Below are 12,870 nucleotides of genomic sequence, written 5' to 3' on the forward strand. Positions count from 1 at the left end.
ATGTCCATCTGGCGCAAGCTGTTCACCCTGGGTCGCGCCGGCGCGCACGAAGCCACGTCCGCCGTCGTCGACGCCAACGCCATCCGCATCCTTGACCAGGAGATCCGCGACGCTGACGCGGCCCAGGCCAAGGCGCGCGACAACCTCGCCACCCTGGTCGCCCGTCGCCGCATCCAGGAGAACGACGTCAAGAGCCTGCGCGAGCAGGTGGCCAAGTACGAGAACTCCGCCCGCGCCGCCGTCACCAAGGGCGACATGGACCTGGCCCGCCAGGTGGCCCAGCGCATCGCCGACATCGAGAGCGAGATCTCGCTGAAGGAGCCGCAGATCGGCTCCATGCGCGAGGCCGAGGACCAGCTGCACCAGGCCATCGCCGCCACCGACCGCCGCATCGACACGCTCAAGCGCGAGGTCGAGGTCGTGAAGGTCAACGAGTCCGTCCAGAAGGCCCAGGAAGCCGTCACCGCCCGCGGCGCGGGCGCCGGCGCTTCGCTGGGCTCGGCCGCCGACAGCCTGGCGCGGATCAAGGAACGCCAAATGGTCCGCGGCGAGAAGATCAAGGCCGCCGGGGAACTGGAAGACCGCCGCACGGGCGCGGATCTCGACGAGAAGCTGCGCGTGGCCGGCATCCTGCCGGGCCAGTCGTCGGCCGACGACATCCTGGCCCGCCTGGCTCCGCAGCCCGCCCCGCTGCAGATCGAGGACAAGGCCGCCGACGGCTCTTCGAAGCCCGAATAAGGACCAAGCGTGCGTCGTCTTACCCTGACCCCTCGCGCCGACTGGCGCGAGAAGGCCGAGGCCGTCGGCTTCGTCTACCATCACACCGGCGGACAGGCCTATTGGGACGAGGGGACGGCGTACGCCTTCACCTTGCAGGAGGTCGAGGAGCACCTGGAGCCGGCGGCTGCCGAGCTTCACGACCTGTGCCTTGATCTCGTCGACGAGGCGGTCGCCAGCGAGGAGATCCTCGAAGAGCTGGCGATCCCGCGCGAGCACTGGGACTTCGTCGCCGCCTCCTGGCGGGCCAAGGAGCCTTCGCTCTACGGCCGCTTCGACTTCGGCTACGACGGCTCGGGCCCGCCCAAGCTCTACGAATACAACGCCGACACCCCCACCAGCCTGTTCGAGGCCGCCACCTTCCAGTGGCTGTGGCTGGAAGACCTGCTGGGGCAGGGCGCTCTGCCGGCCGGGACCGATCAGTTCAACAGCCTGTTCGAGGCGATGCGCGATCGCTTCAAGGTCCTGTTCCCGAACGGCGGCTTCGTGCACTTCGCCAGCGACGACGAGGCCGTCGAGGATCGCCAGACCGTGCGGTTCCTGGAAGACCTCGCCGCCCAGGCGGGTCTTGATCCCAAGTTCGTGGCCATGAACGCCATCGGCCTCAACGAAGAGGGCCAGTTCGTCGACACCGACGGCTACCTGCTGCAGGCGGCGTTCAAGCTCTATCCGTGGGAAGACATGCTGCGCGAGCCCTACGCGGCCAACCTGACCACGGCCAAGGTCCGCTGGCTGGAGCCGCCGTGGAAAGCGATCCTGTCCAACAAGGCGATCCTTCCGCTGCTGTGGGAGCGCCACAAGGGCCATCCCAACCTGCTGGAAGCCTATTTCGAGGGCGATCCGGCGGCCTCGGCCCTGGGCGCGAACTACGTGCGCAAGCCGCTGTTTTCGCGCGAGGGCGCCAATGTCGAGATCGTCGGCGCGGGCGCCGAACCTGTGCTCGACCAGGGCTATGGCGCGGAAGGCGCGATCGTCCAGGCCTTCCACCCGCCGCCCAGCTTCGAGGGCAAGCATCCGGTGGTCGGCGCCTGGATCGTCGGGGCCGAGCCCGTCGGCATGGGCATCCGCGAGGACGACAGCCAGGTCACCAAGAACCTGGCCCGCTTCGTGCCGCACATCATCGAGGGGTGAGGTCTTTTACGGGTGGGGTTCTGCTGATGAGTGACGCTGTCGCTCCTCTCGTACGGGCCCCAGTCCGTTTGGCCCGGTCAGCTTTGGCCGTGGCGATGGTCCCCATGGTCATCGTCTTGGCCTGGGGCGTCGTCGAGGTTCGCCTCGTCACCTCGATTCCGACCCTCTACATCGGCGCGGTATGGTCGACGCTGTCGCTGAGCTCGGTCCTCGCCGTGGCCGCCTTCTCGCTTTGCATTCCGGCCCTGGCCCGGATGGTGTGGCGGCGGCGATGGATCGCGGCGCTGCTGCCGGCCGCCTTGATGGCGGCGATGTGGTTCGCGCTCGGCCTGACCAGCGCCTGGGGCGTGCTGCTGGAAATGGGCCACGCGGCGGGCGTCCGGCGCGAGGCCGCCTTCGCGTATGCTGACGCCCTGGCGATCGCGTTGTTCGTCGTGGCGACAGTCGTCGGCGCGGGACTCCTGGCATGGCCTCGGCCTGACCACCCGCCCGTGCTAGGCTCCCAAGTATGAGCGACCAGAACGACGACGGCCCGCCCGGCGAGACGCCGATCCAGCGGGCGCTGCGCATCAAGCAGGCGGCGATCGCCGCCCGTCCCAAGCCGCCGCGCGGCGGTCGTTTTCAACGCGAGCAGGCCTCCCGGAAGGCGGCCGGCTCCACCAAGCCGTGGAACAGCTGATGGCCGGCCTCAAGGACAAGCGTGGCTTCATCGACAAGGATCGCCTCGACCTCTCCGAGCGCCAGGCCGTCGAGTACTGGATGAAGCGCTGGGGCGTGACCCGCGAGCAGATCACGACCGCCCACCGCAAGGTCGGCCGCATGACCAAGGACATCGCCGCCGAACTCGGCAAGAAGCGCTGAGCGGACGGTCCTAACGATCGTCCAGCGCCGCCAGCGACGCCTCGTGCGCGGCGATCCGGCGGTGGCAGCGGCGGGCGTGTGCGAGATAGAGCGCCAGGCACGTCGCCAGGAACAGGCTCCCGCCGGCCAGTAGCGGCCATTCGGCCCGCCACTTCCCCGACAGTCCGCCCAGGGTCGCCAGGAACGCCGCGCCCGCCGCGCAGGTCCAGGCGCCGCCGATCGCCCAGCGCAGGCCCATCCTGGCCTGGGCGAGGGCCGTGCGCACGACGGTCTGGGGCGTGTCGAGCAGCAGGCCAGGATCACCTCGCCGCGACCACAGCGTCACCGCCCCTGCGAGCAGGGTGAAGATCACGCAGGCGATCGCGACGGGCCAGGGCAGGTCGCGCTTCACGACGGCCCAGGCCACCAGTCCGAGCACGAGCGGAACGCCCAGCAGCTCGGCGGCGAAATTCAGCCTGGCCAGCCGGTCGCGGCGGCGCAGGGCGCGGATCTGGGCCGGGTCGATAGCCGGCTCTCCGGCGGCAGGGGCGGTCCAGGTCTGCGCCAGGTCGGCCCAGTCGTCTTCGGGACCGTTGGGGGGACCGTTCGGCGTGGTCATCGGCGATCCTCCGGATCGAGCGCTTCGCGCAGGGCGGCCTTGGCGCGGGTCAGGCGTATGGAGACGGTGTTGGCGTTCAGGCCCAGCATCGGACCGATTTCGGCCGGGCTGAAGCCTTCCAGCGTCAGCAGGGCCGGCTGGCGCAGCGACAGGGGCAGGGCGCGCACGGCGCGCGCCAGCCGTTCCTGCATGTGCCGGGCCTCGAAGCTTTCGTGCGGATCGGGCGCGCCGGACGGAGCGCTCTCGTCCAGCGGCTGCCGGCGCGGTTCGGCCGCTTCCCGCGCCACGTGGGTGATCGCGCGGTTGTGGGCCACCCGGGCGATGAAGGCGCGCAGGGGCGCCTCGCCGCGATGGCGGGGCAGGGCCCGCCAGACGGCCAGCAGGATCTCCTGGCGCAACTCGCGCCGGCGCTCGGCGTCGGCCTCGTAGGCCGCCGCGATGCGCCCCAGCATCGCGCCGTGCTCGGCGAGGATCGCCTCGAATGCGTCGTCCCGTCCCAGAAGCGGTCTCCCGAAAAAATCGCGTCTGGTCCGAAAGACTCGCCGATCCGGCGAGACTTTCACGGCGTGCTCGACAAAAGACAGGAGCTTCGTCGTGACTCTCAAGGCCGAAATCGAAACCCTTCCCGCCGGCGATCGCGTTTTGCGACGCGGCAAGGGGCTGCTGAAGATCCTGGTGGCGGTGCTGGCCGTGATCGCCTTCGCCGCCTGGATCGCCCTGGGACTGGCGCTCTATGTCGGTGTGGAACGGGACATGCGGCTGCTGGCGGCGGTCTCGGCGGCCCTGGCGACCGAGGGGCTGTTCTGGAGCGTGGCGGCCCTGCTGGGCGTCAGCGTCTTTGAAGCCCGCAAGACGATCTGGCGGCGCCTGACCGGTTTCCTCGCGCGATAGTCGACAGGCGGACGATTTCTCCAGTCCGGAGCAAGCGTAGCTGTTCTCCATGGAGCGACGTTTCGTGCCTTTGAAATGGCGCGTGCTGTCAAACTGCGATCAGGACAACGTTGTCATGGCAATGATTTGCTGAATTCTTGGCAAATCTGCGGGAACGCAACGCGCATGTGGACGCGTTCTTGGCCAAAATGCTAGGGAGGCCACGGATATTGCACTGCGAGATTCAGATTTCGCGGGGCTGTTCCAAGGCGAGACGACCCCGATAGAGGGCGCGGCCTTTCTTCACTTTATCGCAGGGTGAACTCAATATGCCGGTAGAGACGCTGACGAAGTCCCTTTGGGTCTACTCGTTCGGGGGAGGCGGCGCCGACGGCGACGCTTCCATGAAGAACCTCCTCGGAGGCAAGGGCGCCAATCTCGCCGAGATGTCGTCGCTGGGACTGCCGGTTCCGCCCGGCTTTACGATCACCACCGAAGCCTGCGTCCACTATTACGCCAACGGCAAGCAGTACCCGGCCGAGCTGGCCGGGCAGGTCGCCGCGGGCCTGGCCAAGATCGAGGCCATCACCGGCAAGCGCTTCGGCGACGTGGCCAACCCGCTGCTGGTGTCGGTGCGCTCGGGCGCCCGGGCCTCGATGCCGGGCATGATGGACACCGTCCTGAACCTTGGCCTCAACGACGAGACCGTGGAGGGCCTGGCCGTCCTGTCGGGCGACCGCCGCTTCGCCTACGACAGCTACCGCCGCTTCATCCAGATGTACTCGAACGTCGTGCTCGACCTGGAGCACCACATGTTCGAGGAGATCCTCGACGACCATAAGGACCGCCTCGACGTCCACGTCGACACGGGCCTGACCGCCGACGACTGGGCCGGGGTCATCAAGGACTACAAGGCCGCCGTGCTCAACGAGCTGGGCAAGCCGTTCCCGCAGGACGCCCAGGAGCAGCTGTGGGGCGCCGTCGGCGCCGTGTTCGCCAGCTGGATGAACGACCGCGCCAAGTTCTATCGCCGCATGCACGACATCCCCGAAAGCTGGGGCACGGCCGTGAACATCCAGTCGATGGTGTTCGGCAACATGGGCGACACCTCGGCCACGGGCGTGGCCTTCACCCGCAACCCGTCGAACGGGGACAACCGCCTGTACGGCGAGTTCCTGATCAACGCCCAGGGCGAGGACGTCGTCGCCGGCATCCGCACGCCGCAGTCGCTGACCAAGGCCGCCCGCGAGGAGATGGGCGACACCGCGCCGTCGATGGAAGAGGCGATGCCGGAGGTGTTCGGCCAGTTCAAGACCGTGGTCGAGACGCTGGAACGCCACTACCGCGACATGCAGGACATCGAGTTCACGGTGGAGCAGGGCGTGCTCTACATGCTGCAGACCCGCAACGGCAAGCGCACGGCCAAGGCCGCGCTGAAGATCGCCGTCGACATGGCCGCCGAGGGCGTGATCAGCAAGGAAGAGGGCGTCAGCCGCGTCGAGCCGGCCTCGCTGGACCAGCTGCTGCACCCGACTATCGACCCCACTGCCCACCGCGACGTCGTCACCGTCGGCTTGCCGGCCTCGCCCGGCGCGGCCACCGGCAAGATCGTCTTCGACAGCGACGAGGCCGAGAAGGCCGCCGCCAACGGCGAAGCCGTGATCCTGGTGCGCGAAGAGACCTCGCCCGAGGACATCCACGGCATGCACGCCGCCCGCGGCATCATCACCGCCCGCGGCGGCATGACCAGCCACGCGGCCGTCGTGGCGCGCGGCATGGGCCGTCCTTGCGTCTCGGGCGCCGGCGACGTGTCGATCTTCGCCAAGGAAGGCCTGTTCCGGGCCAAGGGCCGCGAGTTCAAGGCCGGCGAGGTGATCACCATCGACGGCTCCACCGGCGAGATCCTGGCCGGCGCCCCGAAGATGATCGAGCCCGAGCTGACCGGCGACTTCGCCACCCTGATGGGCTGGGCCGACCAGGTCCGTCGCCTGAAGGTGCGGGCCAACGCCGAGACCCCGCTCGACGCGAAGACCGCCCGCCAGTTCGGCGCCGAAGGCATCGGCCTGTGCCGCACCGAGCACATGTTCTTCGACGACACCCGCATCGCCGCGGTGCGCGAGATGATCCTGGCCGACGACGAGGCCGGCCGCCGCACGGCCCTGGCCAAGATCGCGCCCTTCCAGAAGGCCGACTTCGTCGAGCTGTTCACGATCATGGAAGGCCTGCCGGTCACCATCCGCCTGCTCGACCCGCCGCTGCATGAGTTCCTTCCGCACACGGAAGAAGACGTTCAGGCCGTGGCCGTGGCCACCGGCCTGGACGCCGCCAAGCTGCTGCGTCGCGCCAAGGAGCTGCACGAGACCAACCCCATGCTCGGCCACCGCGGCTGCCGCCTGGGCGTCTCCTATCCCGAGATCTACGAGATGCAGGTCCGGGCCATCCTCGAGGCGGCGTGCGAGATCGCCAAGTCGGGCAAGGCCGCGCCCGTGCCGGAGATCATGCATCCGCTGGTCGCCAAGGGTGAGGAGATGAAGTACCTGCGCGACCTGACCGACCGCGTCGCCAAGGCGGTGCTGGCCGAGCAGGGCGTCGATCTGAAGTACACCGTCGGCACCATGGTCGAGTTGCCGCGCGCCGCCCTGCGGGCCGGGGATCTCGCCGCCAACGCCGAGTTCTTCAGCTTCGGCACCAACGACCTTACCCAGACGACGTTCGGCATCAGCCGCGACGACGCCGGCAAGTTCCTGGGCGCCTATATCGACAAGGGCATCTTCGAGAAGGACCCCTTCGTCAGCCTCGACCAGGACGGCGTGGGCGATCTCATCCGCATCGCCGCCGAGCGGGGCAGGGCGGCGCGTCCCGACGTCAAGCTCGGTATCTGCGGCGAGCACGGCGGCGACCCGGCCTCGATCGCGTTCTGCGAGAAGGTCGGCCTCGACTACGTCTCCTGCTCGCCCTACCGCGTGCCGATCGCCCGCCTGGCGGCCGCGCAAGCGGCGCTGGCCGGGAAGTAGGGAAGGGCCGCTCAGGGTCTGTTATCGAGCCAGAAAGACCCGCCTCCCTCGCCCTTGTGGCGAGGGCCCATGCCGGCGACCGCTCAGACCGCTGCCGTTCTGGAAAGGTCTGAGCAGGCTGACCGATGGATCCTGGGCACAAGGCCCAGGAAGGCGGCTTTGGGTTTGGGCGACGGTAATTGACGCCCGCCATCGAGCTGCTTCCCCGCCTTCGACACCATGAACGGCCCCGCTCCCACGAGCGGGGCCGTTTTTCTTTGTCCGCCCGCTTGCGCGAACTTCGATAGGAAGCTATCTAAATAGATAGCAAGCTACCTATCGTTCTTCGAGCATCGTTACATGACGTCCCGCATTCCCAGCGAACGCACCTTCACCGGCGCGGTGCTGCGCCTGGCGCGCATCTACCGCCGCGAGGTCAATCGCGCCCTGGCCGAGCACGGCCTTTCCGACGCCCGCGCCCTGCCGGTGCTGCACATCGCCCGCGCCGGCTCCGGCATGCGGCAGGGCGTGCTGGCCGAGGAGCTGGGCGTCGAAGGCCCGTCCCTGGTCCGTGTGCTCGACCAGCTATGCGCCGCCGGCCTGGTGGAGCGTCGCGACGACCCCGCCGACGGCCGCGCCAAGACCCTGCATCTCACGCCCGACGGTGCGGCCCTGGCCGTGATCGCCGAAGACACCGTCCAGGCCGTGCGCTCGCGCCTGCTGGTCGGCGTCAGCGACGAGGACCTGGCCGCCACCCTGCGCACCTTCGCCGCCTTCGAGGCGGCCCTGGACGCCGCCAACGGGCAGGGGGCTTGAAGCGCTCGATGCCCAAGTTCGACCGGTGGACGCTGCTGTTCTCGCTGAACAGCTTCGTCGCCGCCATGCTCGCCCTCTGGATCGGTTTCGCCGTCGGCCTGCCGCGTCCGTACTGGGCCATGACCACGGCCTACATCGTCAGCCAGCCGCTGGCCGGGGCCGTGCGCTCCAAGGCGCTGTACCGCGTGCTCGGCACCATCCTGGGCGGCGCCGCCGCCGTCGCCATGGTGCCCAACCTGGTCAACGCCCCCGTGCTGCTCTGCCTGGCCCTGGCCCTGTGGGTCGGCGCCTGCCTGACCATCTCGCTGCTCGACCGCACGCCGCGCAGCTATGTCCTGATGCTCGCCGGCTACACCGCCGCCATCATCGGTTTCCCGGCCGTCAGCCAGCCTGGCGCCATCTTCGACCTGGCCGTCTGGCGCGTGGTCGAGATCGGCTTAGGGATCGTCTGCGCCACCCTGGTTCACAGCCTCGTCTTCCCGCGCCCCGTCGGGACCGTCCTGCGCGCTCGCCTGGGCGCCTGGCTGGGCGAGGCCGACCGCTGGGCGCTGGATGTGCTGAAGGGCGCCGACGAGGAGGCCTTCGCCCGGGACCGCCGCCACCTGGCCGCCGCCGCCAGCGAGATCCAGATGCTGGCCACCCACCTGCCGTTCGACACCACCCGCCTGCGCGAGACCACCGGCGTGGTGCGGGCCCTGCACGAGCGTCTGCTGATCCTCATCCCGCTGCTGTCGGGCCTGGCCGATCGCATGCAGGCCCTGAAGGACGTCAGCGATCCCGCCGCCCGCCGGGCGCTGGACGCCGTCATCGCCTGGATCGAGGCCGGCGCCACGCGCGGCCCGGGGCTCGATCTGATCGCCCACCTCAAGGCCGAGGCCGCCGAGCGGCGGGGCGGCGACTGGAACGCCCTGCTGGTCGAGAGCCTGCTGGTGCGCCTGGCCGAGGCCGTCCAGGCTCTGGGCGAGGGTCACGCCCTGATGGCCCGCCTGGAGAACCCCGACGCCCCGCTGTCGCCCAATCTGGCCGCGGCAGCCGCCAAGGCCGCCAGCCGCCGCATGCACAGCGACCTGCCGCTGGCCCTGCTTTCCGGCGCGGCCGCCGCGATCGCCGTGCTGCTGTCCTGCGCCCTCTGGATCGTCTCCGGCTGGGGCGACGGCGCCTCGGCCCCGGTCATGGCGGCGGTGTTCTGCTGTTTCTTCGCGGCCATGGACGACCCCGTGCCGGCCATCCGCAGCTTCGGGATCTTCACCCTGGTCTCGCTGCCGCTGTCGGCGCTCTACATGTTCGCCGTGCTGCCGGCCATCGACGGCTATCCGCTGCTGGTCCTGACCCTGGCCCCGCCGCTGCTGTTCATCGGCCTCTTTATTCCCAACCCCAAGACCATGGGGGCGGCGCTGGCCACGCTGATCGGCTTCTGTAACGCCCTGGCCTTGCAGGAGACCTTCAGCGCCGACTTCGCCAGCTTCCTGAACATCAACCTCGGCCAGTTCGTCGGCCTGGGGGCGGCGATCTTCGTCACCGCCGCCATGCGCTCGATGAGCATCGACGCCGGCGCCCGGCGCCTGCTGTCGCGCACCTGGAAGAACCTGGCCCGCCTGGCCCGGTCCAGTCGCGCGCCCGAGCCGGCCGCCTTCGCCGCCGCCTTGGTCGACCGCCTGGGCCTTCTGACCCCCAAGCTCGCCGCCGTGGGCCCGCGCCACGACCTCGTCGGCGTCGACGTGCTGCGCGACCTGCGGGTGGGCATGAACCTCGTCACCGTCCAGAGCGCGCGCGGCGAGGTCTCGGGCCCCGCCCGTGCGTCGCTTGACGCCGTGCTCGACGGGGTGGGCGACCACTATGCGGCCCTGTCGGCCGGTCGCCGCGCCCCGCCGCACGCCGATCTGCTGGCCAAGGTCGACCAGGCCCTCGGCCGCCTGGGCGAGGTCCCGTTCGTTCCCGGCGGCGTCACCGGCCTCGTCGGCCTGCGCCGCAACCTCTTCCCCGACGCCCCCGCCTTCAATCCGGAGCCCGCCGCATGACCGGCGAATACAACATCGACGGCGTTTTCCTGTCGTCCGTCCTCGTCTCGGCCGTCGTGGCCCTCGTCGCCGCCTTCGTGCTCCGACGGGTGCTGTCCTGGGCCGGCGCCTACCGCTTCGTCTGGCATCCGGCGCTCTTCGACACCGCTCTCTTCGTCATCCTCTGGGCCGCCGCCGTGGCCCTTGTCCGTCCGTAAGAAAAACATGCCCCAGCTGAAAACTATTCTCCCCCAAGCCGGCCGCGTCGCGGTCACCCTGGCCGTCGTCGCCGTCGCCGTGGTCGGGGGCAAGCGCCTCTGGGACCACTACCAGGTCGATCCCTGGACCCGTGACGGCCGCGTCCGCGCCGACATCGTCCAGGTCGCCCCGGACGTCTCGGGCTTGGTCACCGCCGTCCAGGTGGTCAACGACCAGACGGTCAAGGCCGGCCAGCCGCTGTTCTATGTCGACCGCGACCGCTACGCCCTGGCCCTGCGCCAGGCCGACGCCGTCGTCGCCGCCCAGAAGGCCCAACTGGCCCAGGCCCGCCGCGAGCTGGCCCGCAACCGCGTGCTGGGCGATCTGGTCGCCGGCGAGATCACCGAGCAGAGCCTGGCCAAGGTTGAGCAAGGCCAGGCCGCCCTGGCCCAGGCCGTCGCCGCCCGCGACCTCGCCGCCCTGAACCTCGAGCGCACCCTGGTCGTCGCGCCGACCGACGGCTTCCTGTCGGACCTGACGCTGCGCACCGGCGACTACGTCACGGCCGGCAAGCCGGTGCTGGCCTTGATCGACAGCCGCTCCTACCGGGTCGAGGGATACTTCGAGGAGACCAAGCTCAAGGGCCTGCACGTCGGCCAGAAGGTCAGCGTCACGGTGATGGGCGAGGACAAGCCGCTGCACGGCCACATCCAGTCGATCGCCGCCGGCATCGAGGACCGCGACCGCGCCGCCGGGGCCAGCCTGCTGCCCAACGTCAATCCCACCTTCAGCTGGGTGCGCCTGGCCCAGCGCGTGCCCGTCCGCGTCGCCCTGGACGAAACCCCTAAGGACCTGCGCCTGATCGCCGGCCGCACGGCCACGGTCGCGGTGCTGGGGCAGGGGGCGGCGAAGGTCGCCGGCAAGGGGGTCGTCTCGTGAGTACGATCCGCACCCTGGCGGCCGCGGTTTCGCTGCTGGCGCTCGCCGCCTGCACCACCGTCGGCCCCGACTACAAGCGGCCCGACGCCGCCAAGATCAACGAACCCGCAGCCCAGGCCCAGTTCATGGGCGCTTCCAGCGCCGCCGTCAGCCAGGATCCGGTCCACGACGGCTGGTGGAAGCTCTATGACGACGAGACCCTCAACGGACTGGTCGAGCAAGCTCTGACCGCCAACACCGACTTGCGCGTCGCCGCCGCCAACCTGGCCCGCGCCCGCGCCGTGGCCGGCGAGGCCGACGACGCCGGCGGCTTCACGGTCGGCGCTTCCGGGGCGGCCATGCGCGCCCGCGAGTCCGGCGAGCAGTACCTGATGAGCGAGCCGCTGCCGGTCGAGAACCTGGCCGACGCCGGGATCAAGGTCTCCTACCAGGTCGACCTGGTGGGCCGCCTCAAGCGCGCCGCCGAGGCCGCCCATGCCGACGCCGACGCCAGCCAGGCAGCCCTGGATCTGGCCCGCGTCAGCGTCGCCGCCGACGTCGCCCGGGCCTATGTCGAGGCGTGTTCGGCCGGACATGAGATCCACGTCGCCGAGCACAGCCTGGAGCTCCAGCAGAAGAGCCTGGAGGTCACCAATCGCCTGATCGCGGCGGGTCGCGGCACGGCGCTGGACGCCACCCGCGCCCGCGCCCAGGTCGACCTGCAGCGCGCCGCCATTCCGTCCTTCGAGGCCCATCGCAAGGCCGCGCTCTACAAGCTGGCCGTGCTCACTGGCAAACCGCCCGCGGCGTTCCCCAAGGCCGTCGAGGCCTGCGCGACGCCGCCGAAACTCGCCCAGCCCCTGCCGGTCGGCGACGGCGCGGCCCTGCTCGCGCGTCGTCCCGACGTTCGCCAGGCCGAACGCACCCTGGCCGGCGCCACCGCCCGCATCGGCGTCGCCCGGGGCGCGCTCTACCCGAACATCAGCTTCGGCATGGGGGCAGGCTCGACGGGCCTGCTGGCCGACATCGGCCAACCCGCCGCCAATCGCTGGAGCCTGTCGGGCCTGATCTCCTGGACCCTGCCGGGCGAGGGCGAGCGCGCCCGTATCCGTGGAGCCGAGGCCGGCGCCGACGGGGCCCTGGCCAGGTTCGATGGCGTGGTGCTGAACGCCCTGCGCGAGACCGAGACCAGCCTAACCGCCTATGCTCACGAACTCGACCGCAACGCCGCCCTGCGCGCCGCCCGCGACGAGGCCGTAAAGGCCGAGCGCCAGGCCGCCACCCTCTACAAGGCCGGCCGCGCGCCCTACCTTCAGGGCCTGGATGCTCAACGCACCCTGGCCGGCGCCGAGGCCTCCCTGGCCGCCTCCGACGCCGCCGTCGCCGCCGACCAGGTCAACCTGTTCCTGGCGCTGGGCGGCGGCTGGGAAACCGCGCCGGCGGTGAAGGTGGTCCAGGCGCAGCGGTAGATCCTCCCCACTCTGGGGGAGGTGTCGCCAAAGGCGACGGAGGGGGCGCGGTTTCAGCTTCCCAGACGCCGGCCAGGTAAGCTGCTCCTCCCCCGCTTGCGGGGGAGGGGGACCGCGAAGCGGTGGAGGGGGCGAGACTGGGCTCCGTGCCGGCCGGGGGGGGGGGGGCGCGCCGCCCCCGCGCCGGCGCCCCCCCCCCCCCCCCCCCGCGGGCCCCGGCCGGGCGGCCGGCGGGGGGGCGA

At 70.5% G+C, this 12,870-nt stretch carries 14 protein-coding genes; 12 read left to right on the forward strand and 2 right to left on the reverse strand.

All coding sequences use genetic code 11. The features are described 5' to 3' along the window. The 5 genes from P7A99_RS22155 (at position 1) to P7A99_RS22175 (ending at position 2,769) form a co-directional block, all read left to right on the forward strand. Entirely contained in the window at positions 1 to 738 is a 738-nt protein-coding gene (locus P7A99_RS22155; RefSeq protein WP_277795904.1) for a PspA/IM30 family protein, read from the forward strand. A gap of 9 nt (positions 739 to 747) precedes the next feature. Continuing rightward, the gene (locus P7A99_RS22160) at positions 748 to 1,908 is read left to right on the forward strand and encodes a glutathionylspermidine synthase family protein (protein WP_277795905.1); all 1,161 of its coding nucleotides are present in this window, start codon (positions 748 to 750) and stop codon (positions 1,906 to 1,908) included. 104 nt (positions 1,909 to 2,012) lie between these two features. Further along, positions 2,013 to 2,420 (forward strand): hypothetical protein, encoded by a 408-nt coding sequence (locus P7A99_RS22165; RefSeq protein WP_277795906.1) that lies wholly within the window; start codon positions 2,013 to 2,015, stop codon positions 2,418 to 2,420. Beyond that, positions 2,417 to 2,587 carry a hypothetical protein gene (locus tag P7A99_RS22170; protein WP_277795907.1) on the forward strand — a complete coding sequence of 57 codons (171 nt, stop codon included), beginning with the start codon at positions 2,417 to 2,419 and terminating at the stop codon, positions 2,585 to 2,587. The genes P7A99_RS22165 and P7A99_RS22170 overlap by 4 nt, the downstream gene beginning before the upstream one ends. Beyond that, positions 2,587 to 2,769 (forward strand): DUF3606 domain-containing protein, encoded by a 183-nt coding sequence (locus P7A99_RS22175; protein WP_101716176.1) that lies wholly within the window; start codon positions 2,587 to 2,589, stop codon positions 2,767 to 2,769. The genes P7A99_RS22170 and P7A99_RS22175 overlap by 1 nt, the downstream gene beginning before the upstream one ends. Before the next feature lie 10 nt (positions 2,770 to 2,779). Here the strand turns inward: P7A99_RS22175 and P7A99_RS22180 are convergent, their stop codons facing one another. Both P7A99_RS22180 and P7A99_RS22185 read right to left on the reverse strand, forming a co-directional pair. Continuing rightward, positions 2,780 to 3,367 carry a hypothetical protein gene (locus P7A99_RS22180; protein ID WP_277795908.1) on the reverse strand — a complete coding sequence of 196 codons (588 nt, stop codon included), beginning with the start codon at positions 3,365 to 3,367 and terminating at the stop codon, positions 2,780 to 2,782. Next, on the reverse strand, positions 3,364 to 3,930 hold the full coding sequence (locus tag P7A99_RS22185) for an RNA polymerase sigma factor (RefSeq protein ID WP_277795909.1): 567 nt from the start codon (positions 3,928 to 3,930) through the stop codon (positions 3,364 to 3,366). The genes P7A99_RS22180 and P7A99_RS22185 overlap by 4 nt, the downstream gene beginning before the upstream one ends. Before the next feature lie 31 nt (positions 3,931 to 3,961). On the opposite strand from P7A99_RS22185, the gene P7A99_RS22190 reads away from it, so the two are divergent. From P7A99_RS22190 to P7A99_RS22220, 7 genes are all read left to right on the forward strand, one after another. Beyond that, positions 3,962 to 4,258 carry a hypothetical protein gene (locus P7A99_RS22190; RefSeq protein WP_277795910.1) on the forward strand — a complete coding sequence of 99 codons (297 nt, stop codon included), beginning with the start codon at positions 3,962 to 3,964 and terminating at the stop codon, positions 4,256 to 4,258. 308 nt (positions 4,259 to 4,566) lie between these two features. Continuing rightward, on the forward strand, positions 4,567 to 7,251 hold the full coding sequence (ppdK, locus tag P7A99_RS22195) for a pyruvate, phosphate dikinase (RefSeq protein ID WP_116568635.1): 2,685 nt from the start codon (positions 4,567 to 4,569) through the stop codon (positions 7,249 to 7,251). A gap of 426 nt (positions 7,252 to 7,677) precedes the next feature. Then, entirely contained in the window at positions 7,678 to 8,046 is a 369-nt protein-coding gene (locus P7A99_RS22200) for a MarR family winged helix-turn-helix transcriptional regulator (RefSeq protein ID WP_431307700.1), read from the forward strand. A gap of 8 nt (positions 8,047 to 8,054) precedes the next feature. Further along, positions 8,055 to 10,064 (forward strand): FUSC family protein, encoded by a 2,010-nt coding sequence (locus tag P7A99_RS22205; RefSeq protein ID WP_277795912.1) that lies wholly within the window; start codon positions 8,055 to 8,057, stop codon positions 10,062 to 10,064. Continuing rightward, positions 10,061 to 10,261 (forward strand): DUF1656 domain-containing protein, encoded by a 201-nt coding sequence (locus P7A99_RS22210; RefSeq protein ID WP_101716169.1) that lies wholly within the window; start codon positions 10,061 to 10,063, stop codon positions 10,259 to 10,261. The genes P7A99_RS22205 and P7A99_RS22210 overlap by 4 nt, the downstream gene beginning before the upstream one ends. A gap of 7 nt (positions 10,262 to 10,268) precedes the next feature. Further along, positions 10,269 to 11,180, forward strand: coding sequence for an efflux RND transporter periplasmic adaptor subunit (locus P7A99_RS22215; RefSeq protein ID WP_277795913.1), 912 nt, complete (start codon positions 10,269 to 10,271; stop codon positions 11,178 to 11,180). Beyond that, positions 11,177 to 12,628: an efflux transporter outer membrane subunit gene (locus P7A99_RS22220; RefSeq protein ID WP_277795914.1), complete on the forward strand. Its 1,452-nt coding sequence runs from the start codon at positions 11,177 to 11,179 to the stop codon at positions 12,626 to 12,628. The genes P7A99_RS22215 and P7A99_RS22220 overlap by 4 nt, the downstream gene beginning before the upstream one ends. Positions 12,629 to 12,870 lie beyond the last annotated feature (242 nt).

The sequence above is a fragment of the Caulobacter endophyticus genome, assembly GCF_029543245.1.
Classification (GTDB): Bacteria; Pseudomonadota; Alphaproteobacteria; order Caulobacterales; family Caulobacteraceae; genus Caulobacter; species Caulobacter endophyticus_A.